Source organism: Trichococcus sp. K1Tr, assembly GCF_028309625.1.
Taxonomy (GTDB): domain Bacteria; phylum Bacillota; class Bacilli; order Lactobacillales; family Aerococcaceae; genus Trichococcus.
This window is the reverse complement of sequence record NZ_JAQMHR010000001.1, coordinates 349183-373163: the sequence shown is the minus strand read 5'-3', so window position 1 is coordinate 373163 and position 23981 is coordinate 349183. Positions and strand designations below refer to the sequence as shown.

Genomic DNA, 23981 nt, shown 5'->3' with positions numbered 1-23981 from the left:
AGATCATGAAATTTAATCGCATCCATTTGATCGTGTTGGATTCAGTCGGAATCGGTGAAGCCCCTGATGCCGACAAGTTCGGCGATGTCGGGTCGGATACGCTTGGACATATCGCTGAAGTTGCCGGGCTGGCAATTCCCAATCTGGAAAAGTTGGGTTTGGGCAATATCCGTGAATTGAGCGGCGTCAAGCCGGACAGCGCATCCATCGGATACTACACAAAACTCGAGGAACAGTCCGTCGGTAAAGATACGATGACAGGCCATTGGGAAATCATGGGACTGAACATCCAGTCGCCCTTCCGCGTTTTTCCTGAGGGTTTCCCGCAAGAATTGATCGAGAAAATCGAAAACCATACAGGCCGGAAAATCATCGGAAATAAGCCGGCCAGCGGGACCGAAATCCTGGATGAGTTCGGTGAGCACCAAATGAAGACCGGTGATCTGATCGTCTACACTTCAGCGGATCCAGTGCTGCAGATTGCTGCACACGAAGACATCATTCCGCTTGAGGAACTGTACGCGATCTGCGAATATGTCAGAGCAATCACGTTGGAGGATCCCTACATGATTGGGCGGATCATCGCCAGACCTTATATCGGGACTCCGGGCCATTTTACCCGCACAAGCAACCGGCACGATTACGCCTTGGACCCATTCGGGCAAACAACGTTGGATCATCTGAAGGAAGCCGGCTACGATGTCATCGCAATCGGCAAAATCAATGATATCTACAACGGCCAAGGCATCACGGAATATGTGCGTACGAAAAGCAATATGGACGGCGTCGACCAGCTGCTGACGGTCATGGAAAAGGATTTCCGGGGCCTAAGTTTCTTGAACTTGGTCGATTTCGATGCTCTCTTCGGGCATCGCCGGGATGTGAAAGGGTATGCTGAGGCAATTGAAGATTTTGATGCGCGCATTCCGGAAATATTGGCTGCTTTAGCGGATGATGATTTGCTGTTGATCACCGCAGATCACGGGAATGATCCAACGTTCCCGGGAACAGACCATACGCGCGAATATGTTCCATTATTGGCTTATTCGAAAAAAATGGCAGGCCGCGGTAAGATGGATCAAGGCAAGTTTGCGGATATCGGCGCGACCGTATCCGATAATTTTCGGGTGGCAGCCACGCAAAATGGCCGCAGCTTTTTGGATGAATTGGACTAGTGAGGTGTGGAAATATGACAAATGATCAAAACAATGTGCGGATAGCCGCTGAATTTTTGGTAGAAAAAGGCTTATTGGAACCTGAATTCGGGTTGATTTTGGGTTCAGGCTTGGGTGAGTTGGCTGATGAGATAACGGACGCGATTGCGATCCCCTATGAGGAAATCCCTTATTTCCCAGTATCGACGGTTGAAGGACATAAAGGCCAACTTGTATACGGGAACCTGAGCGGGAAGAAAGTCATCGCCATGCAAGGGCGCTTTCATTTCTACGAAGGCTACGGGCTCGAAGCGGTCACTTTTCCGATCAGGGTAATGAAGCATCTGGGCATCCATTCCTTGGCGCTGACGAATGCGGCAGGAGGCATCAGTTATGCCTTCACCCCCGGGGATTTGATGCTGATCACGGATCACATCAATCTGACTGGACAAAACCCCTTGATCGGTCCGAATGATCCCGAGCAGGGGCCGCGTTTCACGGATATGAGCCAAGCCTACGATGCCGAATATCAAGAGACAGTCAAACAAGTCGCTGCTGAGATGGGCTTGGATCTGAAGGAAGGCGTTTATCTTGGACTGACAGGTCCGACTTATGAAACGCCAGCAGAAATCCGTATGTGCCGGGTGCTGGGTGCTGACGCTGTCGGCATGTCCACAGTGCCGGAAGCCATAGTAGCGCGTCATGCAGGTTTGCGCATTTTTGGTGTTTCCTGTATAACTAATTTAGCTTCAGGCATGCAAGCGACCCTAAATCATGAAGAAGTCGTCGAAACGACAACCCGAGTCAAAGAGACATTCAAAGCCTTGCTGAAGAAGGTATTGGCTGCCCTGTAACAGACGGGTCATGAAAACAACGCTCTCGCACAACGTTGCTGCGAAGAGTCGCAACCGTTCAGAATGATGCATCCCAGAACGGCTGTCGGGGTAAATACAAAGTGAGAAGGAGATCGAAGTGTTCATTTCTTATAATCAATCATGTGAAAAAATAGCTATGGGTCTGCTTTCTTATGTGACAGATCTAAAAAATGTAGCGAGGCTGAAGCCGGAAATGGAAAGCTACATTGAAAATGTCGATAGGAAACTATTCTTGTGGAAAGATGAAGAGACAGATAACATCGTTGCATTGATAGGTGTGCAAATACATGAAGCAATGGTGTTGGTTCGTCATATCGCTGTCTCGCCTTCTTTCCGGAAGGAAGGCATCGTGCATCGGTTGCTGGATGGCTTGCAGCAAAACTATCCAACAAGCGCAATCAACGGGACTCTGGAAACCGCGCCGTTCATCGCCAAATGGAACCAGAAGCAGCAGAACCGAAACGATGAGGAAACGAGTGGATCATTGTGAGCGAACAAAATGAACTCACCCTCATATTGCCGGATTTTGAGGGACCACTGGATCTGCTCCTGCACTTGATCAAAGAGCTGAAAGTCGATATTTTCGATATTCCGATTGCGGAAGTGACTTTTCAATATCTGCGTTACTTGGACACGATGCAGGAGATGAAATTGGATATCGCCGGCGATTATCTGCTGATGGCTGCGACGCTGTTGGAGATAAAAAGCCGCATGTTGCTTCCGAAAAAAGAAGTGACCTTCGAAGAGGAGTTTTATGAAGAGGGCGAGGATCCAAGGGAAAGCTTGATTCAACAATTGGTGGAATACAAGCAATTCCAGGAAGCCGCCAAGGCATTGAAAACCATGGAACAAGAACGCGGCTTGTATTTCACAAAGCCGGCAACGGATCTGGAGGACCTCCAACAAGCAGTTCCGCTTGCTCCAGGCGAAGTTTCTGCGGCGGATCTGATTGCCGCGCTTCAGAAAATGTACCAAAAACTGCAGAAGAAAAAGCCGCTTCAGGCCAGAATGGAACAGGATCAATACACGGTGGATCAGACGATGACTTGGATCATGGAGAAGTTGGAGAACCTGCCGCATGATGCTGACCAGAGGCTGCCCTTTACGGATTTCTTTGAAGTGCAGACCAAATCACAGATCGTGAATACATTTTTGGCGATGCTGGAATTGGTCAAAGAAAGAAAAATCAATTTTTCGCAAGAGAGCACATATGGAGACATTTATATACTACGCAATATGGGAGTTTTAGCAAATGAATAAAAAAGGGGCACTGGAGAGTCTGCTGTTTGTGGCAGGGGATGATGGCTTGAGTATGGATGAGATCACCTCTTTATTGGAGACCACCCCATTGGAAGCGCAAAATCTGTTGACCGAAATGCGGGCGAGTCATAACGACAACATCCACTCCGGTTTGACGCTCATCGAAACCCGCAAAAGATACCAACTCGCCACAAAAAGAGAGTATGCAGAACTCATCAAAATGTACGCCGTTTCGCCATTCGCGACCCACTTATCGCAAGCTGCCCTGGAGACGCTGGCGATCATCGCATACAAGCAACCCTTGACGCGGATGGAAATCGATCAGATCCGAGGCGTGCAGTCAGCAGGACTGGTCCAAAGGCTGTTGCTGAGAGGCTTGATAAAGGAAATCGGCCGTTCGGAAACACCAGGAAGACCGATCATTTACGGCACAACCGATTATTTCATGAATTATTTCGGATTGACCACAATTGATGATCTGCCGAATGTGGACGAATTATTCCAGATGCAGGATAACGAATCCTTCGATCTTTTTGATTTTCCTGCGGATGAAGAGACAGATAACCAACTTGCTTTTTTTAAGAAAGATTCCATCATATCGGAACAAGAATGATCGACAAAAACAAATAAGAATAATAGGTGAATAAATGGAAAGATTACAGAAAGTCATTGCACATGCAGGAATAGCTTCACGGCGGAAAGCCGAAGAACTGATCACTTCTGGTGCAGTCAGCGTAAACGGAATCAAGGTAACGGAATTAGGCGTAAAAGTTTCAAAAAATGACAGAGTGGAAGTCAATGGTTTACCGATTTATCGTGAACAGCCGGTTTACTACTTGTTCTACAAACCAAAGAATACCCTCTCGTCCGTTAAAGATGATAAAGATCGGACTGTCGTCACTGATTTCTTCAATGTAAAAGAGCGGATTTATCCGATCGGCAGATTGGACTATGATACGACCGGCCTGCTTCTTTTGACCAATGATGGTGAATTTGCGAATCTGTTGACCCATCCGAAATACCACATCGACAAAACATATGTCGCTAAAGTGGGTTGCATCCCTACGCGCTCCGATCTGAACAAATTGGAGAACGGGATCGTGATCGACGGCAAAAAAACTGCGAAAGCGCGAGCTAAGTTGATTTCTGCCAATTCCCAAAAAAATACAGCAATCATTGAATTGACCATCCATGAAGGCTGGAACCATCAAGTAAAAAAAATGTTCGAAAAAATTGATTGTCCCGTCGAAAAACTGAAAAGGGAATCATTCGGTTTCCTTACGCTCGGCGATCTGAAACCGGGGCAACACCGTGAGCTTAAGGCGTTTGAAATCGAGAAGCTGAAGAACATGGCTCTTGCGAACGAAAAGGCATCAAAAAGGTAGTTTTCTTATCGAATCAGAGAGGATGATCATGATGACAAATTCCAGCGGGAAAATATTGATTGTGGATGACGAGGAACGCATCCGTAGATTATTGAAACTCTATCTGGAAAAGGATGGCTACGAAACAGCCGAGGCAGAGGATGGAACAACAGCGGTGGAAATGATCTTGAACAACCATTACGATTTGGTATTGTTGGATATCATGCTCCCTGGGATGACTGGCATTGAAGTAGCCAAAGTAGTCCGCAAGGAAAAAGAAATACCGATCATGATGATCACTGCCCGCGGCGAAGAGAACAATCGCGTGGAAGGATTTTTGTCCGGAGCGGATGACTACATCGTGAAGCCGTTCAGTCCAAGGGAAGTCATGTTGCGGGTCGCAGCCATCCTGAAGCGGACGAAGCCTTCAGAATCGGAATCGAGCACAATCGAATATCCGCTGCTGAAGATTTTTCCGGATGCCAGAAAAGTGCTGGTTGACGAGGTGGCCATCAATTTGACGCCCAAAGAATTTGAATTGCTGCTTTATCTTTCGAAGTCCCCAGAGAAAATTTTTACGAGGGAAGTTCTTTTGAAAGAAGTCTGGAAATATGAATTTTTCGGGGATCTGCGCACAGTCGACACGCACGTCAAGCGGTTGCGTGAAAAGCTGTTGAAGCAATCGAAAGCTGTTTCGAAAATGATAGTGACCGTTTGGGGGATGGGTTATAAATTTTCTCCGAATGATGACCAAGCAGCAGACGACAAACAATGAAAAGGACGAGCATATTCCTCAAATCATGGGTACTATTGACTTTTTTGACTGTAACCATCATGACTTTGATGTATATCGGCCACGCAATCATCAGTGTGAACTCGATCGAAGATACTTATAATAAACTGCTGCAGGAGAAAATCACTGCGTACAAGGATACGATTATGACCGATCCCAAAGTGTATCTCACCCAAGCTGAGGTTGCGCAATCACTGGATCCAGAATTGTCCTATTACATCAAGATAGCGGATCAGAACCGTTTTGTTGTACAAAACCCGGATCTGCAAGGGCAGTCCGAGCTGCTTCTCGAGAACATTCTGGCGAATGATGAAATTTTGGATGCCATCGACAGTAACGTGGATGATTTCAGCAGGATCACCATAGAGGACGAGGAAAATAATCCCTTGCTTTTGATGGTTTTTGTTCATACTTTTGAATTGCAGGGACAAGCCGGAATGCTCGTCATCGGTTACGAGCTGGATGAATTTCAGGCCTATGAACTGAACGCGAAAAGCATCACTTTGTTGTTGTTGACCGTCTATCTGATGGGGACGATCATCTACTATCAGTATCTGATCAGGAATGTTGCCGAACCGTTGGAGGTCATGACGGACATCGCCTTCAAATACTCCCGGAATGATTTTTCCAAGCGGATCACGTTCGAATCCTATGATGAGATATCCGGATTGGGCACCGCCATGAATAAACTGGGAAAGACTCTCCAAGCCACGACGCTGATGAACAGGGAGGAACGCGAACTGTTGAATCATCTGTTTGATTCTTTGCCGGCTGGCATCCTATACTTTGACCAAAATTTTCATCTGAAATTAGTGAATGGACCTGGACAAGAGTTTTTGGATTTTTGGCGAAGGGTGGACCCGGATGCGGAAGCTAAAGCGATACCGCATCAGTTCAAGGAAATGGTGCAGCAAGCCTTCACCACAACAGCCGGATCGGAAGCGGATCTCAGTTGGTCCCAGCGGCATTATAACGTAAAAGTGACGCCGGTCATCCAAACCGATCTGCAAAAAACTGCCGGCGTCCTGATTGTGTTGCAGGATGTGACGAATGAAAGGCAATTGGATATTATCCGCGGTGATTTCATCACGAATGTATCCCATGACTTGCGGACGCCGTTGCAGATGATCAAAGGGTACAGCGAAGCCATTATCGACAACATCGCCGAAAGCAATGACGAGAAAATTGAAATGGCCCAAATCATTTTGGACGAAACGACCGAGATGAACAAAATGGTCAACAACCTTCTGGATCTGTCGCGCATGCAAGCGGGGTATATTGAACTGAACCGGCAAACTGTCGATCTCGCAACTTTCTTCAACCATTTGGCGGGCAGGTTCGAAAACAGTTTCAAAGAAGCTGCCATCCAATTTTCTTATGAACTTGCGGATGGCATCAAAACCTATCCTTTTGACGAAGAGAAAATGAATCAGGTATTTTACAATCTCATCGACAATGCGGTACGTTATTCAGCCGAAATCGGCACGCGCCGGCAAAAATTCATCCATATCACTGTCCGTTTGGAGGACATGTTGGATAAAGTTGTATTTGAAATCAGCGATAACGGCATCGGCATCCAAGCGGAAAGTTTGCCTTTCATTTTCGAGCGTTTTTACAAAAACGACAAATCGCGGACCTACTCGAAACAAAAGGGAACCGGCATCGGGCTTTCAATCGTAAAGACAATCGTGGAAGCGCATGACGGGGAAATAGAAGTCCATAGCGAACCGGGTGTAGGGACGACTTTCTTGGCCCGTTTTCCATTTCGCGCGGGTTGAGGAAAGCGATCCGAAGATAGTCTTAAAATAAATATCTCGAATTTGTGATATTATTCTTGACAATCGCGTGTGCATCGCTTATAGTTCATATATAACAAAATATAAATAAGATTCGTCTTCAGGGCAGGGTGAAATTCCCGACCGGTGGTAAAAGTCCACGACCTCGCAATATTTCATTGCGGGCTGAACTGGTGTAATTCCAGTACCGACAGTACAGTCTGGATGGAAGAAGATGGGGTTTCTTTGAATTGCAATTTCAAAGGCTCTATTTTTATGTGTCCATTAGCGGATGATAAGGATAGGGTCTTTTTGGATTTGGAGAAACCCATCTCTGAGACAGTCAACAGGGAGGATTCATTAACATGCAACAAAACAAAACAAAAAGATTGGTCGGTATTTCACTATTTGGGGCATTGGCATTCGTGCTGATGTTCATCGCATTCCCGGTAATTCCAGCATTTTCGTATCTGAAGATCGACTTCAGCGATTTGCCGATCCTGCTTTCATTTTTCCTTTACGGTCCAGTCGGCGGAATCATCTCCGCTGTCATCCGATCCGTTTTGCACTACCTTCAAACAGGTGGGGATATGGGCTATCCAATCGGGGACTTCGCAAGTCTGTTGGCGACGCTCTCTTACACTTTGCCTGTCTACTACCTATTGAACAAAGCTAAAACAAAAACAGCCGTCATTCTGGCGCTGTTGACGGGTACTTTGGTTTTGACGGTTGTCTTATCGGTAGCCAACTGGTTCATCATCACCCCGTTATACATGTACTTGTTGAATTTTGAAATGGGTTCTGTCAAAGAGTTGGTATTGGCTGGCATAGTGCCTTTCAATATCATCAAAGGACTTGTCGTCAGTGCAGTCATCCTCTTGGTGATGCCGAAGTTGAAACCTTGGCTGGCGCATAATAAAGTTCCGTTTGCTCAGTAATAATTTGCGGTTTCTGAATTGATCTTTTCAAAAACAAGAGGCTGCACCCGAATCAGTGATGATTCCGGGTGCAGCCTCTTTTGGATTGTCCCTGCAACAAAGAGAGCTGAGAATCACTGTTCCGTTGGAGGGAATGGTGATTCTGAACGCAAGATGGCACCGGTTGGGCATTTGCGGTAGGCATCCAGAAACGCATCAAAGCGTTCGGCAGGTATTGGTGCGTTTCCCGCATTCGAATCCATTTTCGTGAAAGCTATCCCTTCGGAAGTGTAGTCGAAGAGCTCCGGCGAAATTATTTGGCAAAGTCCACAAGCGATGCAGTTATCCTGATTTACTTTGGTATAATACATACAGTAACCTTCTTTACAAAAATTTGGTGGTGATAACATGAAAAGTTTGACATACATAGAGTATCTTTTTTTGGATTGCATTTCAACCGAGCGCCCCATCAAGGAAGCGACTCTTTTCTATAACCTGATCGGCAAACGGACCGTGTCCACCATGCTCCAGTGCCGCCAATATGATCTGGAAGCCTATTTCACTGTCATGCCGGGCATGAAACCGACAGCGTTGAAAACAGGCCTCGAGCGTTTGGCTTCGGATGGTCTGATCAGCGGCAACGATGGCGAGGGCTTTCTGCTCACCGAAGCGGGAAGCGCGAAAAAAGCTGATTTTTTCAGCCGTCACGCGCATTTTTCTTTGGGAACCCAAATGGAATTTGCCCTCGTACAAGGCGTTTTACGCCGCCGGATGCTGTTTCTGATCCAAATCCTTTCCGAAATGCTGCATAAAAATAAACACTATTATCCCATTGAGAGGGAAGCGAAGGAACAGCTTTGGATGAAGCGCTTGTTTACGCAGCATGCCGGAGATAAAGCCACTTTTGCACGCGCTTATGGAGAAGAATGGCGTAGCTATTTGTCACGGCTGCCCGAAAGGGAGGCCGGGCTCTTTGCACTGCAATTTGAAGGCGCTGACCACTTGAGGAAAACGACCGGTCAAATGGCTGGACTCTTCTCGTTCGAGGAAGCGGAAGTGAAAATACTGCTGCACCAAAATTGGCTGAGGTTGTATGGCGCATTGGAAAAGGAACCGGAAAAATTTCCTGTCCTTGCTTCGGTCATGCTGATGACGATAAAGGAAAACGGCTTGGCTTCCGCCAGCGCTGAAACGACCATGGGTTATTTCAGGAACGGGCATGGCATGGAGGAAATCATTTCGATGCGGGGATTGAAACAGAGCACAATCCAAGATCACTTTGCCGAAATTGCCCTGATCTACCCGGAATTCCCGACGCAAAGATTTTTGGATAAGGGAAAAATGCAGTATCTGCAACAACTCGTAGAACACAAAGTTCGTGTCGATTACCGGGAAATCCAAAAAGTATTTCCCGAAATCAACTTTTTCGAGTCCCGCTTGATACAAATAAGAAGTGAGGTTGCTGCTAAACATGAATGAAGCACAATTAAAATCGGAACTTCAGAAACATTTCGGCTACACGGCATTCAAGGAAGGGCAATTGGAGCCCATCCAATCCGTTTTGGCAGGCAAGCACACGTTGGCGACTCTGCCGACGGGAACAGGGAAATCCTTGATATACCAATTGAGCGGCTACCTTTTGGAGGGGATTGTCGTTATCGTTTCGCCGCTATTGTCTTTGATGGAAGACCAAGTCGCCCATCTGAAATTCATGGGTGAAAAAAGAACGGCCTCATTGAACAGCATGCTGCAGTTCGAGGAAAGGCAAAGATTATTGAGCAACCTGGATCAGATCAAGTTTTTGTTCCTTTCCCCCGAGATGCTGCAGAACCAAGTTGTATTGAACAAACTCAAGCAGATTCCGCTCGCTTTGTTTGTGGTCGATGAGGCGCATTGCATTTCCCAATGGGGTTTGGATTTCCGTTCCGATTATTTATTTTTGGGCGCAGCCAGGCAAGCATTGGGAAATCCATTGACGTTGGCGCTCACTGCGACAGCGACGCCGGCCGTGATGGACGATATCATCGGTTCCCTGCATATCGACGGGAATGACTTGAACGTATTTGAGGGACCGGTCGACCGTGCCAATATCTACTACAAAGTCGCTGCAGTGCCTCCAGAGGGGAAAAACGAGTACCTCCTGGAACTTTTGGAGAAATATCCATCACCGGGCATCATTTACTTCTCAAGCAAGGCACAAGCTGATGCGGTCGCATTCATGATCCGCAAAAAAACAAATTTGCGCGCGGAAGCCTATCATGCCGACCGGACCAATGAAGACAGGATCACCATCCAGCATCAATTCCTTCGGGATGAGTTGGACGTCATCTGCGCCACCAGCGCATTCGGAATGGGGATCAATAAGCCGAACATCCGCTACGTGATCCATTACCATATGCCGAATTCGCTTGAGGAATATGTGCAGGAAATCGGGAGAGCCGGGCGGGACGGGCAACAGAGCACGGCGGTGCTGTTGTATTCGGAAACGGACTTCAACTTTAAAGTAAAGATGCTGCAAAGCGATTTTCCGAATGATTATGCGATTGAAAGTGCCCTCAAAAACAAGGCGATCAATCCAGAATATGGGAGTCCGACCGAACATACCTTGTTGTTGCATATCCTGCGTCAAAATTTCACAAAAGCGGAAGCGAAACGTTTTATCGCCGCCCGCCACGATCTGAAGAAAAACTTGCTGAAGAGCATGAAGGGATTTGCCGAAACCGACGCATGCAGACGGGATTACATCTCCGCCTATTTCGGGAAAAACAGTCTCGGCAAACCTGAATACTGCTGTGATAGTTGCGGGAACGAAGATCCATCGCTAGCGGGGGAAGTCAGGACAAGGAATACGGTTCCAACGACAGAAGTGCCGCAATGGGAAAAAATCCTGTCAGACCTTTTTCTTTTATAAAATTTAACCCAAAAATTGCGAAAATGTGCTACAATTAGCATGAATCACTTATAGGAGGAACCCGAATGGATAAAAAGAATCGCAATCGCAATAATGGAGAGCCATGGTCACGTAAATTCGGCGAAGATGAAAATCTGAAGAGCCGGCAGTATTCACGTTCGGCCAGAAATACAAAAAATAAAGAAGTAGCACCTCTATTAAAAGTATTGCTGTTTCTCTTTTTGGCTATTCTGATTATTCCTTTTGCAACCATCTATTTTAATAAACAGAATCAAAATACTCCCGCACCCAAGAGTGCTGAACAAGTGATGATCAACAAACGAGTGGCCAGCTCCAGTGTCGAAAGCAGTGAAGAAGCGTCTTCCGAAGAGACCTCAGAAGAAGTGTCGAGCGAAGTTGTGGAGAGCACAGTGGAGCCCGAATCTTCGATTGCGGAAACACCAAGTTCGAGCGCAGCGCCTGTAGTGGTCGAAACACCGGTTGAAACAGTTGAAGAACCGGAAACGGCTACCGGGGTATACAATAATTCATACACCATCCAAGCGGGCGACAACCTATACCGGATCGCTCTGAACCATGGGATGACATTGGATGAATTGATGCAGGCCAACGGGTTGAGCAGCACTGAAGCACAAATCGGTATGGCATTGAAAGTTAAATAGCGAAAGCCGTCTGACAAGGCGGCTTTTTCAATGAAATCGAACAGAACGAAGTCGGAGGTTTATTGTGAAAAAAATGAATATTGCCATCGATGGTCCAGCATCGGCAGGAAAAAGTACCATCGCGAAAAAAGTTGCGGAAAAGTTGGGATACATCTATCTGGACACAGGCGCGATGTACCGAACGTTGACTTATGCGGCTTTATCCAACGGAAGCGATCTTCATGATGAAGAGGCATTGCATAAGTTGTTGCAAGGAATCAGGATAACCTTTTCGACTGCCGAAAACGAAATGCAACGTGTTTTCCTGAATGAGGAGGACGTGACCGAATCAATCAGATCGGAGCAAGTGACCCAAAACGTCTCGCTGGTTTCGTCGTTTGCGAAAGTGCGTGAAGAGATGGTTGCCCGCCAGAAAAGCATCGCACGGTCCGGCGGCGTCGTTATGGATGGACGGGACATCGGGACTGTCGTGTTGCCTGATGCTGAGGTCAAGATATTCATGACAGCCACAGCCGAAGAAAGAGCGTTGCGCCGCTACAAAGAAAACATGGCGAAGGGTATGACCACTTCCTTGGAAGAGTTGACGGAAGACATGAAGCGCCGCGACCATTTGGACAGCACCCGGACGATTTCACCGTTAAAAAAAGCGGATGATGCCATCGTTTTGGACTCAACGCATCTGGAGATCGACGAAGTGGTGAAGAGGATTCTCGGCATTATCGAAGCGAACCTAAAACCCTTACAAACATTGGATTAACAATACTAGACGATTTTAAGCAAAGATGTTAGAATGATTGTATGAAGTATTACGCTTTCAAAAATATAGAGTCAAGGATTAATTTCTTAGCCGTAAGGCGAGGAGTTAAGGGAACTAGCCAATCGGTTGCCGCAGACTTTTAGGAGGAATAGTTACATGTCAGATTACATTGAAAACCCAGAGTTAAATGAAGAAGAGTCCAATAATGTTGAGCAGACTATGCAAGATGTGTTGGATGAAGCATTATCCATTGAGGTGGGCGATACTGTCAAGGGGGAAGTTTTAAGCATCCAAGATAGACAAGCCATCGTAGGAATCATTGGGGGTGGGGTTGAAGGAGTCATTCCTTACAACGAATTATCTGCAAAACCATTCGATGAAGTTACAGAAATCCTAAACGTAGGTGACGTTGTGGATTTGGTTGTCATAAAACAGATCAAAGATAAAGAAAATGGAAGCTTTTTACTTTCGAAGCGTCGCGTTGATGCTAAAATCGTTTGGAAAGATATCCAAGATAAATTCGAAAACAACGAAATCATCGAAGCGCCAGTCAAAGACGTCGTTAAAGGCGGATTGGTCGTGGATGTCGGCGTGAGAGGTTTTGTTCCGGCTTCAATGGTAGAAGACCATTTTGTGGAAGACTTCAGTTCTTATAAAGGCAAAGTAATGACCTTCAAGATCGTTGAACTTGAACCTAGCGAAAACCGCCTGATTTTATCACATAAAGCAGTTGTGGAAACAGAAAAAGAAGCCAATAAAGGCAAATTGATGGACGAATTGGTAGCCGGAGACATTGTCGAAGGAACTGTCGCTCGTCTGACCAACTTCGGTGCATTCGTCGATTTAGGCGGCGTGGATGGTTTAGTCCACATCTCTCAAATTGCCCACGAGCATGTGAAAAATCCGGGAGACGTTTTGGCGATCGGCCAATCCGTCAAAGTCAAAATTTTGTCCATCGACAAAGAAAATGGCCGTGTATCCTTAAGCATCAAAGACACATTGGCTGGTCCTTGGAATGCGATTGCTGAAAAAGCACCGATCGGAGCTGTATTGACTGGTGTTGTCAAACGTTTGACAAGCTTCGGTGCATTTGTGGAAGTTTTCCCTGGCGTTGAAGGTTTGGTGCACATTTCCCAAATTTCCCATCAACACATTGCGACTCCGCATGAAGTGCTGCAAGAAGGCCAAGAAATCCAAGTCAAAGTGTTGGATGCTAAAGAAGATGAGCAACGCCTATCTTTAAGCATCAAGGCTTTGGAAGAAAAAGCTGCGAATGAGGCACCTGCAGCTGAAGAGAAAAGAGAGAAAAAAGAGAAGAAAACCGAAGAATATGTTGCTGACGATTCAGACGGAAACTTCACATTAGCAGATTTATTAGGCGACAAGCTTTCAGGTTTGAAAGACGATTCTGAAGCCTAATCAGCAAGGAAAATGAACATGTGAGGGCATGGAATTCCATCCATGCCCTTTTTTTGTTGTTATTATTAACAGATGTGTGTTATAACTGACATGGACGAAAACATTGAGAAAACCATACACAGTGAGCAAATACCCAAAAAGTTTTGTGTTGTAGAGGAAAAGAAAGGCGGAGGTTAGATGCCAAATCCAGTAGTAGCCATAGTAGGCAGACCAAACGTAGGAAAATCAACAATATTCAATAGACTGGCAGGAGAGAGAATTTCCATAGTCGATGATGTCTCAGGTGTCACACGCGACAGAATTTATGCAAAAGGAGAATGGTTGGGCAAAACATTCAACATCATCGATACCGGCGGAATCGATATCACGGATGAGCCTTTTATGAGCCAAATCAAATTGCAGGCGCAAGTGGCGATCGAGGAAGCCGATGTCATCATCTTTTTGACATGCGTCAGAGAAGGTGTGACGGATGCAGATGAAAACGTCGCAAGAATCCTATACCAATCCGATAAACCTGTCATATTGGCGGTAAACAAAGTGGATAATCCGGAAATGCGCGCCGAAATATTCGATTTTTACAGTCTGGGATTAGGCGAACCCTATCCTGTTTCAGGAAGCCACGGCTTAGGCCTTGGAGACCTGCTTGATGCGGTTGTAGCGAATTTCCCATCAGAAGAAGAGAATGCGGAAGAAGAAGGCATCATCAACTTCAGCTTTATCGGCCGTCCTAACGTAGGCAAATCTTCCTTGGTGAATGCCATTTTGGGAGAAGAACGCGTAATCGTATCGGATATTGCAGGCACAACCCGCGATGCTATCGATACGATGTTCGTTGATGATGAAGGTGCAAAATTCCGGATGATCGATACAGCCGGAATCCGCAAAAAAGGCAAAGTCTACGAATCCACGGAAAAATACAGCGTCATGCGTGCCATCCGTGCCATCGAGCGTTCGGATATCGTTATGGTCGTGCTGAATGCGGAAGAGGGCATCCAAGAGCAGGACAAAAAGGTTGCCGGATATGCGCATGAAGCAGGCAAAGGGATCATCATTCTCGTGAACAAATGGGACACCTTGGAAAAAGACAATCATACAATGAAGGAATTCGAGGACAAAATCCGCAAAGAATTCCAGTATCTTTCTTATGCTCCTATCATGTATGTTTCCGCGGTAACGAAACAGCGATTGTCCAATATTCCTGCTAAAATCAAGGAAATCAGCGAAAATCAAAACCGTCGTATCTCCTCATCCTTGTTGAATGATGTCCTGATGGATGCTGTCGCGCATAATCCGACGCCATCCGACAAAGGCCGTCGTTTGAAGATATACTACATGACGCAAGTGGCCGTAAAACCGCCGACATTTGTTGTTTTTGTCAACGACCCGGAATTGCTGCATTTCTCTTATGAGCGTTTCCTTGAAAATAGAATTCGGGATTCGTTTGATTTCGAAGGGACACCATTCCATTTGATTGCCCGACAAAAAAAATAAATTACCTTCCCGAAGGCATTAAATCCACTATAATCGTTGCAGTAGCACGGTTTGTGTGATATTCTTTATTAGAAATATCTTTTCAACTTGACTGCGGTATTTCAGAACTATTTTTGGACCACTCAAAGATAGTTATTCCATGTTTTGTTGTGTTATCAAAGAAAGCATGTATTCTTCTTCTTTAAAGGAGGTGAAAGGACAACATGGCAAACAAAGCTGAATTAATCGAAAGAGTTGCTGGAAAAACAAACTTGACTAAAAAGGATGTTACAGCAAGCGTTGATGCATTATTTGAAGTGATTCAAGAAGCATTAAAAGACGGTGAAAAAGTTCAAGTCATCGGTTTTGGTAATTTTGAAGTTCGTGATCGTGCAGCTCGTAAAGGACGCAATCCTCAAACTGGGGAAGAAATCCAAATCGAAGCAAGCAAAATCCCTGCATTCAAACCAGGTAAAGCATTGAAAGATGCAGTTAAATAATCAGTAAAAATGAAGTTGGGGCCTTACGGGGCTTCAGCTTTATTTTTTTTTACATTGATGAGTGCGTCCTTGACGGAGAAAAGCCTGAGGAACAAATAGATACAGATGCTGAACTTTATGATAAAATATAAAGGAAGAGCACCAGCAAGCAGAGTGTATTTGAAGGAGCAGTAGACGAATGAATAATGAAGCACATGCAATGATAGAAGCCATTCAAAAGAATGATTTGGATGCGGCTGTCCAACTGTTCAAACAATCAGTTGAGCAATCCGTCCTGGAGAACAACAGCGCTGATTTGGCCGAATTGGCAGAAACGATGCATGCCTTGGGCTTCTTGAGTGAAGCAAAAGAGGCATATGGAGCATTGAATTACCTTGCCCCGCATATACAGGAGTGGAATATCGCCTTGGCAGAAATCGCCATCGACGAAGACGATTACGATCAAGCTTTGGATATCCTCCTAACGATCGATAAAGAAAGTGACGTGTATCCTCAGGCTTTATTGACGATGGCTGATGCTTATCAAGTGCAGGGACTGTACGAAGTCAGCGAAAAGAAAATTTTTGAAGCAATGGCGCTGTTGCCGGATGAACCCATCCTGGATTATGCGTTGGCGCAGCTTTACCATTCGATCGGGGAGTACAAGAAGGCGATCCCAATCTATGAAGAACTTTCATACGGAAACGGCGAAATCGCATCCGCAACGCAGCTGAATTTTTTCCTGGGCGACTGTCACAATGCCATCGGTGCGTTCGAGACAGCCCTGCAGTATCTGGAAAAAATTCCGGCCGATGAACATTTCCCGGACAGTTATTTCCAACTCGGCTTCACCTATTTCCAACTTAAGGAATATGCGCGCGCCATCACCATTTTTAATAAATTACTCGAAGCGGACAATGCTTACCTGAGCGCATATCTGTATTTGGCGAATGCACTTGAGGCTGAATTGGAGTTGGAAGAAGCGCTTGCGGTGATGGAGCAGGCCATCCTGCGGAATCCTTACCAGCATGAATTTTATACGACAGCGGCCAAACTGCAATTGAAACTGAACAGGGAGCAGGATGCGGAACGTAATTTGCGCGAAGCCGCAGCGCTTGAACCGGATCTTGCCAGCATCCATTTGGCCCTGGGCAACTTGTTGCTGAAACAAGAAAGGTTCGAGGAATTGATTGCTTTGATTGCAGACCGGGCAGAGCAGGAAGACAACGATCCGCAATACAATTGGTTGCTGGCAGCCAGCCATAATGCCTTGGAGGACTTTGACTCGGCAAACAAAGAATACATGGCGGCTTATCCGCATTTTGCCGATAATGAGTCGTTTTTACTGGAATATGCAGCATTCTTGAGAGAAGAAGGCAATTGGGAAAAATTGAGTGAGGTCATCCACCAAGGATTGGCTCTTTATCCGGCCAACACTGAGTTGCTTCAACTCCATGATGATCTGCACGATACAGATCAATAAGTCACCATCCCATCGGATAGGAGGTTTTAAAATGATGAATCCTACTTTGGAGGAGAAAAAAAATTTTATTTCTTGGTTTATTCAGAATTATCAATTGAAGCGCAGAGAGTCCCTTTGGATACTCAATTATCTGCTCAATCATGAGATTTTGTTGAAGAATATCCATCTGATTGAGGAAGTCCATACAACGAACAGAGGAATGGGGTTTGCCGTAGTCGGAAATCCGAAAGATGCCTTCATGTACTATAAAGACGGGAAGACATTCGAAGATCCGGAGCAGGCATTCCATGATCTGCGCTTGAATTGGAAAGAGGATTTTTATCTGGAGTTGTTCTTTGATCAATCCTACCAAGTCCTTTCGTTTTTTGGTGTTCTGGAGGACAATCCGTACCTCCAAGACTCCGAAATTTTCGATAAGGATCTGGAAGAAATCGTAGAAAAATCATTGGAAAAGTTGGCGGTGAAGGATCGCATCCATTATTTGAAAAAACAGATCGATATCGCGCTGATCCAATATGATGAAACCAGCTTCAGGAAGTTCACGAAAGAATTAAAAGAGTTGGAAGAAAAAAATATGATCTGATAAAACGCGGATAGGGTGCGGAACATGCGTGCCAGCGGCGTTAAACGGAAGGGAACGTGTAGAATGAAAATAGTAGTTTCGGGATTTAAAGGTAAAATGGGGACTGCCTGCACAAATATGGTCTTGCGTCAGGAAGACTTTATTTTGGCGGCTGTATACGATCCTTTCGCGACAGAGAAACAGCTGGATGAATTGCCGCAATACGCCGGCCATCTTGTGAAAGTGTTCAGCGACAAAGCGACGCTCGTCAAGGAAGTTGACGCGGATGTTTGGATCGATTTCTCAAGACCGGATGCAGCCTATGACAACACGCGTTTCGCGCTTGAAAACGGCATGCGCCCCGTAATCGGCACGACCGGCTTTTCCAGCGAGCAACTTGAAGAATTGACCAACTACTCTAAAGAGCTGGGTCTGGGCGGCTTGATTGCCCCGAATTTTGCGATCGGTGCCGTATTGATGATGGAATTCGCAGCAAAAGCAGCGAAATATTTCCCGGATGTGGAAATCATGGAATTGCATCATGAGAACAAATTGGATGCGCCAAGCGGCACAGCCATCAAAACAGCCGAATTGATTTACGAAGTCAGAGGCGACCATCCACAAGGGCATCCGGAAGAGAAAGAATTGATCGAAGGCGCAAGAGGGGCAGATTACCACGGCATGAAAATCCACAGTGTCCGCCTGCCTGGCCTGGTCGCGCACCAGCAAGTGCAATTCGGCAGTGCCGGGGAAGGGTTGATCATCCGCCACGACTCATATGACCGCGACTCTTTCATGAACGGTGTAGCCCTTTCCTGCAGAAAAGTAATGGAAATCGATCGTCTGATCTATGGATTGGAAAACTTCCTATGATCATAAACGCACCGGAATTTCAAAAAGCGATACCGATCATCGAAGCCATCGAACGGGCTGGATATGAAGCCTACTTTGTTGGGGGAAGTGTGCGCGATACGCTGCTGCATCTGGATATTTCGGATGTCGACATCGCATCGAGCGCCATGCCTGAAGAAATTCAGCGGATATTCCCGATCACTTTTGATGTAGGCATCCAACATGGAACGGTGATGGTTTTACATGAGCGTGAGACATACGAAATAACAACTTTTCGGACAGAATCAAAGTATGAGAAGTTCCGCAGGCCAGAGAAAGTCCAGTATGTGCGCAGTCTGCAGGACGACCTGAAAAGGCGCGACTTTACGATCAATGCGATTGCGATCGACCGCAACGGGAACATCAAAGATTACTTCAACGGGCAGGAGGACTTGGCGAACAAATTGATTCGGGCAGTCGGCAATCCGGAAGAACGCTTCAGGGAAGACGCCTTGCGCATGATGCGCGCAGCCAGGTTTGTCAGTCAGTTGGATTTTGAAATCGAACAAGCGACGAAGGAAGCCATCATTGAGTACCATCCGCTCCTTTCAAAAATCGCGGTAGAGCGCGTGCGCGAAGAGTGGAACAAGCTTCTGATCGGTAGGAACCGCAAGGGCGGAATCAAATTTTTTGTCGAAACACGTTTATTCCAGATGTGTCCCGGCTTCCAAAATCGGGAAAAGGCATTGATCGACTTGGCCCTGTTTCCGCTGCAATTCAAAGGGACGACGATCGCCTGGACTGTATTGATCCATTTCCTTGATCTGAAGGACGAAGCGATCGAGCCATTTTTGCGCCAATGGAAGTGTTCCCGCAAGGAAATCATGGATATACGCATAGGCGTGCAGGCACTCAACAAACGCCTGCAGCAATTCTGGGACTATCCACTCCTGTTCGAAACAGGGATCGAAATCGCCATGCAGATAGAAGCCATCATCGAAGGATTCGGTTTGCCGAACCAGAGCGAAAATTTGATCGAATTGAATGAGTCCATGCCGATCCATACGCTGAAAGACTTGGCCTTGGACGGAAAAGAACTGCTGTCTTTGCTGGGCATCCAGCGTGGCGGTCCTTTCGTGGGCGAGATATTTGAAGAATTGAAAACGCTGGTCCTGGCAAACAAACTGGAGAATAGTCACCCCGCGCTACGGGATTTCATTATGAAAAGAAGGATGATTTATTTGGATGAGACATTCGCAGCCGTTTATACCGTCGGGCAAAAAGATTTGGCTTCCGAAATCGGTTCGGGCACGTTGCCGGTTCTGGCAACGCCGGCATTGCTGGCCATGATCGAAAATGCCTGCATGGGAATCGTTAAGGAGCATCTTTCCGAAGGCGACACAACAGTCGGGATACACTGCGATCTGCATCATAAAAAAGGCTCTCCCATCCACGCAGAAATAACGGTGACGGTCAGGGTGACGGAACACAGAGGAAACAAATATTTCTTTGAGTGCTCAGTCCATTCGGAAGGTCATGAAATCGCATCGGCGAAGCACACAAGGGCAGTCGTCAACGCAAATGAATTCATGGCTAGTCTGTAGCAGCTCAGCTTACTTTTCTTCCCTCATCGGAAGTGTATTGGTACCTACTTTTAAAAAAATATGATAAAATAGTTACATATTCAAAAAGTAAATATATCAGGAGTGATTTCGATGAAAAAAGTAATGACAGGTTTGAGATTTATTTTTAGAAACGGCGAAACATGGACGATCAAGCGTGAATATATCGGAGATCTATGGATCAAACAAGTCACAACGAGCTACGGCCGAATCGGAAACAGTGATTTCCAAGAAATCCACCCTTGCGAATCTTTGCGTATCGAAATTAACCAAGAAGCGGATCACGTCAATACGAGCGACATCAACTTGGGCGGGCTTGAGCAAGGCATGTTCGATCGCGTTGCGAGCCATCAAGACATCGAAAAAATGGATATCCTGTATCAAGATGAGGATCACCCAAAATCCGACGTCATTGTGGAAGTGGACCGTATCTACTTCCCATATAAAGCTACGGATACCGATGGATTCGACAATGAACATCAATCTTCATTCGTTTCATCCGAAAACAAATTATATATCGTAATCGATCCGGATAAAAATGTGAAGGATATTTATCCTGACATCGTTTAATGGATCTTAAAAAATGGGCCCTTGCTGATAAAGCGAGGGTCCATTTTTGTGATGCCGGGTAGGCGACCTATCCCTCCAAGCCATCAAAAAAATCCGATTATTATCGATTTTACGGTAACAATAGCCACGACATAGGATATAATGAGTTCAGCTGCACACAATGCACAGTTTGATCGGAGAGGCTCCTGTTTTTATGAGATATTTTCAGGGAAAGTCTTGCAGAAAGAAATACCGGAACAGGAGAAGCTTCTGTTTATTTAGGAGATTGTTTTTATGAAGAAAACCTATGCCATTGTCGATCTTGAGACAACGGGATCCAGCTTCAAGCGAGGGGATCGGATCATTCAATTCGGGTGTACCTTGCTTCAGGCCGGCAAAATAGTTCAGGAAATCAATATAACCATCAATCCAGGCAGGAAAATACCGGATGTCATCGAGAAGTTGACAGGAATCAGGAATAAGGACGTCAAGGAGGCGCCCTATTTTGAGGACGTCTGCGATTTCATCTATAACACGCTGGAAGGCTGCATTTTTGTGGCGCATAACGTGCATTTCGATTACCATTTTTTGGACAATTCCTTTCATGTAGTCGGCATGCCGCCGCTTTCGCTGCGCGCGATGGACACGGTGGAGTTGACGAAAATCCTGTATCCGACCTTATCCAGTTATCGGTTGGGCGATTTATCAAGCCACTTCGTTCTGACGCATGACAGTGCCCATGATGCCGCAAGCGATGCGCATGCAACTGCGGAACTTTTCCTCCAATTGAAGGAGAAGGCCAACAACTTGCCGTTGGTCACGCTGGAAAAATTGAATTTCTTGTCGGCGCACTGTCAAGTGGACAACGATTCCTTTTTCTATGAAAGCTATGAGACCGCCAAAGAGATGCGCTCGCCCCTTCCGCAGAAAATCTACGTCAAAAATGGGTTGGCGCTGAAGGAAAAGGACATACGCTTGGAGCAGACTGCTTACAGGGAGAAAGAAATTTCCGACTTCTCGGAAGTGGCCAAAAGCCTGATGGGCAATCACGGTTTGGAAATCCGTTCGGAGCAGATCGAGATGATGCAATCGCTTTTTGACTTCCACCAAGCCGAAACTTCCCAAAATCTGGCAATCGAGGCTGCGCCGGGCATCGGGAAGACTTTGGCCTATCTGTTGCCTGCCGCTTATCAGGCAACGCCCGCAAACAAAGTCCTTATCAGCACCTCCACGCTCCTTTTGCAGGAACAGATCATGGACAACGAGATGACCCGGTTGCGCAAAATGCTGCCGTTCGAGCTGCAGGTAAGCTCATTGAAAGGGAAGACGAACATTGTCCATCTGGAGAAGTTGGCCGCATTGACCCTGGAAGCCCTCACCAAAAAAGAATCCTTGATCATGATGAGCATCTATGTCTGGTTGACCGAGACAGAAACCGGTGATATCAGCGAATTGAGCCAGGCGCAGAACTTTGATTTCCTCTGGGAAAAGCTGACCTTCGAAAGCCACGAGCCCCCGTTGAAAGGGAAGTGGGCAGACGATGATTTCTTTGCCTTCAACAACAAGAAAGCGGAACAATCCAGTCTGATCGTCACGAACCATTCCTTTTTGAGTCATCACCTCGATGATTTGGCTATTTTTGAGCATTGCGAATCCATAAACCTGATCCTCGATGAGGCGCATCAGTTCCCGCGCGTCTATCAGGAAGCGCACAAGAAAAGTGTGGCCCTATCCATCCTGAAACGGCGATTGAAGCGCTTCGGCTACTTCCTGCGTGATTATCGCGAGGCGATAGAGAAGGATCCGAATGGCGATTCCTTGGACTATGATTTGTTCAACCTCGAATTCGCAATCGATCAATTGCAGCAGGAATGTGCCCATTCAGAAGAAGTATTGATGCGTTCCCTAATCCATGAGGTGGGGGAAAAGGGTGAAGTTTTTCTTGATGAGAATTTTCTGGTTGAAAACGGCCTGAAGAAAATCTTCAAGAAAATGTTCCAATACATACAGGAGACTAGGCTTGCCGCCATGCGTTGCCTGGATAAAGCCGGATTGAGGAATGATCCGGTTATGGGTCCGCGCGCAAAGGCGCTGCTGGATGACTTGGATGCGGTCCAAATCAACCTGCACTATTTTTCTGAAGAGCGCGCAGGCACGTATCATGTGCTGCACTACACGTGGGATAATGACCTGCTTTCGTTGGCGATTGAAATCAACCAGATCGACTTTTCGGAAGAAATCCATTCCAAAATAAAAGAGCGATTCAACAGAACCGTTTATTTGAGTTCGACGCTCCGGGTGGATGGCTCGCTCGACTATTTCAAAAACAAAATCGGCGAAGCCGAATTGCAGGAAGCGTATTTTGCTTCACCCTACAAGTTGAGCGAACGCTTGCGGGTCTTCCTTCCGACAGACATTACTGCCATCACCTCATTGGATGAAAAACAAGCAGCCAGACAGATTGTTTCGACGCTACAGGAAATCGTACTCCCGCAACAAGGCAAAGCTTTGGTTCTGTTCACATCCAACCGCTTGCTGGAGGAAGTCCATAACCAGCTCAAAAATGCTGTCTCTTCCGGATTCCCGGGAACGGAAATACTCGCTCAAGGTTTCTCGGGCAGCCGGAGAAGGATGCACAATCGTTTCATGTCAGCCGAGGCTGCGATTTTGCTTGGCTCTGCTTCTTACTGGGAAGGCATCGACTTTTCCGATCAAGCCGTTGAAATCCTGGTGATCACCAGGCTGCCTTTCGACCCGCCGCATCGTCCGGAAAATGCCGCCTTCCAAGCTTTTCACCAGGATAAAGGCAAGAAGGCATTCTATGAAGAGTTTCTTCCGCGAGCGATGATTCGCCTGAAACAGGGGGTAGGCAGGCTCGTCCGCTCCAGAAATACGAAAGGTGTCGTCATTTGCCTGGACGACAGATTGATCAAAAGCACTTATTCCAAACGGATGCAACAGATGCTTCCGGAGGGCGTAGGGATAAAAGTAGCCGATCAAGCAAAAATAAATGTGGAAATTCAAGAATTTCTGAAAAAATAATGCGGCGGGATATTCCATCAGCATGAAGTTTAAGGTATCATTAACAATTAGGTGAG

The 23981-nt window shown here is 46.3% G+C and carries 23 protein-coding genes and 1 riboswitch; of the genes, 22 read left to right on the top strand and 1 reads right to left on the bottom strand.

Features of this window, described 5'->3' with window-relative positions; all coding sequences use genetic code 11:
• Positions 1-5: 5 nt before the first annotated feature.
• The 9 genes from deoB to PH235_RS01675 all read left to right on the top strand — a co-directional run bounded on the left by deoB (position 6) and on the right by PH235_RS01675 (position 8159).
• Entirely contained in the window at positions 6-1175 is a 1170-nt protein-coding gene (gene deoB / locus PH235_RS01715; RefSeq protein ID WP_272160746.1) for a phosphopentomutase, read from the top strand.
• Positions 1176-1189: 14 nt separating this feature from the next.
• The gene (locus tag PH235_RS01710; protein ID WP_272160745.1) at positions 1190-2008 is read left to right on the top strand and encodes a purine-nucleoside phosphorylase; all 819 of its coding nucleotides are present in this window, start codon (positions 1190-1192) and stop codon (positions 2006-2008) included.
• A 118-nt stretch (positions 2009-2126) separates the two neighbouring features.
• Positions 2127-2519: a GNAT family N-acetyltransferase gene (locus PH235_RS01705; protein WP_233442738.1), complete on the top strand. Its 393-nt coding sequence runs from the start codon at positions 2127-2129 to the stop codon at positions 2517-2519.
• Positions 2516-3289 (top strand): segregation/condensation protein A, encoded by a 774-nt coding sequence (locus tag PH235_RS01700; RefSeq protein WP_272160744.1) that lies wholly within the window; start codon positions 2516-2518, stop codon positions 3287-3289. Before PH235_RS01705 ends, PH235_RS01700 begins: the two co-directional genes overlap by 4 nt.
• Positions 3282-3902, top strand: coding sequence for an SMC-Scp complex subunit ScpB (gene scpB, locus PH235_RS01695; protein ID WP_272160743.1), 621 nt, complete (start codon positions 3282-3284; stop codon positions 3900-3902). Before PH235_RS01700 ends, scpB begins: the two co-directional genes overlap by 8 nt.
• A 34-nt stretch (positions 3903-3936) precedes the next feature.
• On the top strand, positions 3937-4674 hold the full coding sequence (locus PH235_RS01690) for a pseudouridine synthase (RefSeq protein WP_106448625.1): 738 nt from the start codon (positions 3937-3939) through the stop codon (positions 4672-4674).
• A 28-nt stretch (positions 4675-4702) separates the two neighbouring features.
• Positions 4703-5428 carry a response regulator transcription factor gene (locus PH235_RS01685; RefSeq protein WP_334223627.1) on the top strand — a complete coding sequence of 242 codons (726 nt, stop codon included), beginning with the start codon at positions 4703-4705 and terminating at the stop codon, positions 5426-5428.
• On the top strand, positions 5425-7224 hold the full coding sequence (locus tag PH235_RS01680; RefSeq protein ID WP_272160742.1) for a sensor histidine kinase: 1800 nt from the start codon (positions 5425-5427) through the stop codon (positions 7222-7224). The genes PH235_RS01685 and PH235_RS01680 overlap by 4 nt, the downstream gene beginning before the upstream one ends.
• Positions 7225-7334: 110 nt before the next feature.
• A riboswitch (FMN riboswitch) is annotated at positions 7335-7462 on the top strand.
• Positions 7463-7586: 124 nt separating this feature from the next.
• Positions 7587-8159, top strand: a complete 573-nt coding sequence (locus PH235_RS01675) for an ECF transporter S component (protein ID WP_272160741.1) — start codon at positions 7587-7589, stop codon at positions 8157-8159.
• 113 nt (positions 8160-8272) lie between these two features.
• Here the strand turns inward: PH235_RS01675 and PH235_RS01670 are convergent, their stop codons facing one another.
• Positions 8273-8509 carry a ferredoxin gene (locus tag PH235_RS01670; RefSeq protein ID WP_272160740.1) on the bottom strand — a complete coding sequence of 79 codons (237 nt, stop codon included), beginning with the start codon at positions 8507-8509 and terminating at the stop codon, positions 8273-8275.
• 37 nt (positions 8510-8546) lie between these two features.
• Here PH235_RS01670 and PH235_RS01665 point away from each other — a divergent pair, with 37 nt between their 5' ends.
• From PH235_RS01665 to PH235_RS01605, 13 genes are all read left to right on the top strand, one after another.
• Positions 8547-9617, top strand: coding sequence for a helix-turn-helix domain-containing protein (locus PH235_RS01665; RefSeq protein ID WP_272160739.1), 1071 nt, complete (start codon positions 8547-8549; stop codon positions 9615-9617).
• Complete coding sequence (locus tag PH235_RS01660; protein ID WP_272160738.1) at positions 9610-11049, top strand: RecQ family ATP-dependent DNA helicase; 1440 nt, start codon at positions 9610-9612, stop codon at positions 11047-11049. Before PH235_RS01665 ends, PH235_RS01660 begins: the two co-directional genes overlap by 8 nt.
• A gap of 65 nt (positions 11050-11114) precedes the next feature.
• On the top strand, positions 11115-11711 hold the full coding sequence (locus tag PH235_RS01655; RefSeq protein WP_272160737.1) for a LysM peptidoglycan-binding domain-containing protein: 597 nt from the start codon (positions 11115-11117) through the stop codon (positions 11709-11711).
• Positions 11712-11772: 61 nt separating this feature from the next.
• The gene (gene cmk / locus PH235_RS01650; protein ID WP_272161031.1) at positions 11773-12468 is read left to right on the top strand and encodes a (d)CMP kinase; all 696 of its coding nucleotides are present in this window, start codon (positions 11773-11775) and stop codon (positions 12466-12468) included.
• Positions 12469-12624: 156 nt separating this feature from the next.
• The gene (gene rpsA, locus PH235_RS01645; protein ID WP_106448617.1) at positions 12625-13887 is read left to right on the top strand and encodes a 30S ribosomal protein S1; all 1263 of its coding nucleotides are present in this window, start codon (positions 12625-12627) and stop codon (positions 13885-13887) included.
• Between the two features lie 177 nt (positions 13888-14064).
• Positions 14065-15378: a ribosome biogenesis GTPase Der gene (der, locus tag PH235_RS01640; RefSeq protein ID WP_272160736.1), complete on the top strand. Its 1314-nt coding sequence runs from the start codon at positions 14065-14067 to the stop codon at positions 15376-15378.
• A gap of 203 nt (positions 15379-15581) precedes the next feature.
• A complete protein-coding gene (locus PH235_RS01635) occupies positions 15582-15857 on the top strand; it encodes an HU family DNA-binding protein (protein ID WP_068560639.1) in 276 nt (91 codons plus the stop codon).
• Between the two features lie 178 nt (positions 15858-16035).
• Complete coding sequence (locus PH235_RS01630; RefSeq protein WP_272160735.1) at positions 16036-17319, top strand: tetratricopeptide repeat protein; 1284 nt, start codon at positions 16036-16038, stop codon at positions 17317-17319.
• Positions 17320-17350: 31 nt separating this feature from the next.
• On the top strand, positions 17351-17902 hold the full coding sequence (locus tag PH235_RS01625; protein WP_107995371.1) for a YpiB family protein: 552 nt from the start codon (positions 17351-17353) through the stop codon (positions 17900-17902).
• Between the two features lie 63 nt (positions 17903-17965).
• Complete coding sequence (dapB, locus tag PH235_RS01620) at positions 17966-18754, top strand: 4-hydroxy-tetrahydrodipicolinate reductase (RefSeq protein ID WP_272160734.1); 789 nt, start codon at positions 17966-17968, stop codon at positions 18752-18754.
• Positions 18751-20316, top strand: coding sequence for a CCA tRNA nucleotidyltransferase (locus PH235_RS01615; protein ID WP_272160733.1), 1566 nt, complete (start codon positions 18751-18753; stop codon positions 20314-20316). Before dapB ends, PH235_RS01615 begins: the two co-directional genes overlap by 4 nt.
• Before the next feature lie 111 nt (positions 20317-20427).
• On the top strand, positions 20428-20904 hold the full coding sequence (locus tag PH235_RS01610) for a hypothetical protein (RefSeq protein WP_272160732.1): 477 nt from the start codon (positions 20428-20430) through the stop codon (positions 20902-20904).
• A 273-nt stretch (positions 20905-21177) separates the two neighbouring features.
• A complete protein-coding gene (locus PH235_RS01605) occupies positions 21178-23925 on the top strand; it encodes a helicase C-terminal domain-containing protein (RefSeq protein ID WP_272160731.1) in 2748 nt (915 codons plus the stop codon).
• Positions 23926-23981: the final 56 nt, after the last annotated feature.

Excerpts from the sequence above, each read along its gene's own strand:
- deoB (WP_272160746.1), top strand. The coding sequence starts at position 6 with ATGAAATTTAATCGCATCCATTTGATCGTGTTGGATTCAGTCGGAATC.
- PH235_RS01710 (WP_272160745.1), top strand. The coding sequence starts at position 1,190 with ATGACAAATGATCAAAACAATGTGCGGATAGCCGCTGAATTTTTGGTA.
- scpB (WP_272160743.1), top strand. The coding sequence starts at position 3,282 with ATGAATAAAAAAGGGGCACTGGAGAGTCTGCTGTTTGTGGCAGGGGAT.
- PH235_RS01690 (WP_106448625.1), top strand. The coding sequence starts at position 3,937 with ATGGAAAGATTACAGAAAGTCATTGCACATGCAGGAATAGCTTCACGG.
- PH235_RS01685 (WP_334223627.1), top strand. The coding sequence starts at position 4,703 with ATGATGACAAATTCCAGCGGGAAAATATTGATTGTGGATGACGAGGAA.
- PH235_RS01680 (WP_272160742.1), top strand. The coding sequence starts at position 5,425 with ATGAAAAGGACGAGCATATTCCTCAAATCATGGGTACTATTGACTTTT.
- PH235_RS01675 (WP_272160741.1), top strand. The coding sequence starts at position 7,587 with ATGCAACAAAACAAAACAAAAAGATTGGTCGGTATTTCACTATTTGGG.
- PH235_RS01670 (WP_272160740.1), bottom strand. The coding sequence starts at position 8,509 with ATGTATTATACCAAAGTAAATCAGGATAACTGCATCGCTTGTGGACTT.
- PH235_RS01665 (WP_272160739.1), top strand. The coding sequence starts at position 8,547 with ATGAAAAGTTTGACATACATAGAGTATCTTTTTTTGGATTGCATTTCA.
- PH235_RS01660 (WP_272160738.1), top strand. The coding sequence starts at position 9,610 with ATGAATGAAGCACAATTAAAATCGGAACTTCAGAAACATTTCGGCTAC.
- PH235_RS01655 (WP_272160737.1), top strand. The coding sequence starts at position 11,115 with ATGGATAAAAAGAATCGCAATCGCAATAATGGAGAGCCATGGTCACGT.
- rpsA (WP_106448617.1), top strand. The coding sequence starts at position 12,625 with ATGTCAGATTACATTGAAAACCCAGAGTTAAATGAAGAAGAGTCCAAT.
- der (WP_272160736.1), top strand. The coding sequence starts at position 14,065 with ATGCCAAATCCAGTAGTAGCCATAGTAGGCAGACCAAACGTAGGAAAA.
- PH235_RS01635 (WP_068560639.1), top strand. The coding sequence starts at position 15,582 with ATGGCAAACAAAGCTGAATTAATCGAAAGAGTTGCTGGAAAAACAAAC.
- PH235_RS01630 (WP_272160735.1), top strand. The coding sequence starts at position 16,036 with ATGAATAATGAAGCACATGCAATGATAGAAGCCATTCAAAAGAATGAT.
- PH235_RS01625 (WP_107995371.1), top strand. The coding sequence starts at position 17,351 with ATGATGAATCCTACTTTGGAGGAGAAAAAAAATTTTATTTCTTGGTTT.
- dapB (WP_272160734.1), top strand. The coding sequence starts at position 17,966 with ATGAAAATAGTAGTTTCGGGATTTAAAGGTAAAATGGGGACTGCCTGC.
- PH235_RS01615 (WP_272160733.1), top strand. The coding sequence starts at position 18,751 with ATGATCATAAACGCACCGGAATTTCAAAAAGCGATACCGATCATCGAA.
- PH235_RS01610 (WP_272160732.1), top strand. The coding sequence starts at position 20,428 with ATGAAAAAAGTAATGACAGGTTTGAGATTTATTTTTAGAAACGGCGAA.
- PH235_RS01605 (WP_272160731.1), top strand. The coding sequence starts at position 21,178 with ATGAAGAAAACCTATGCCATTGTCGATCTTGAGACAACGGGATCCAGC.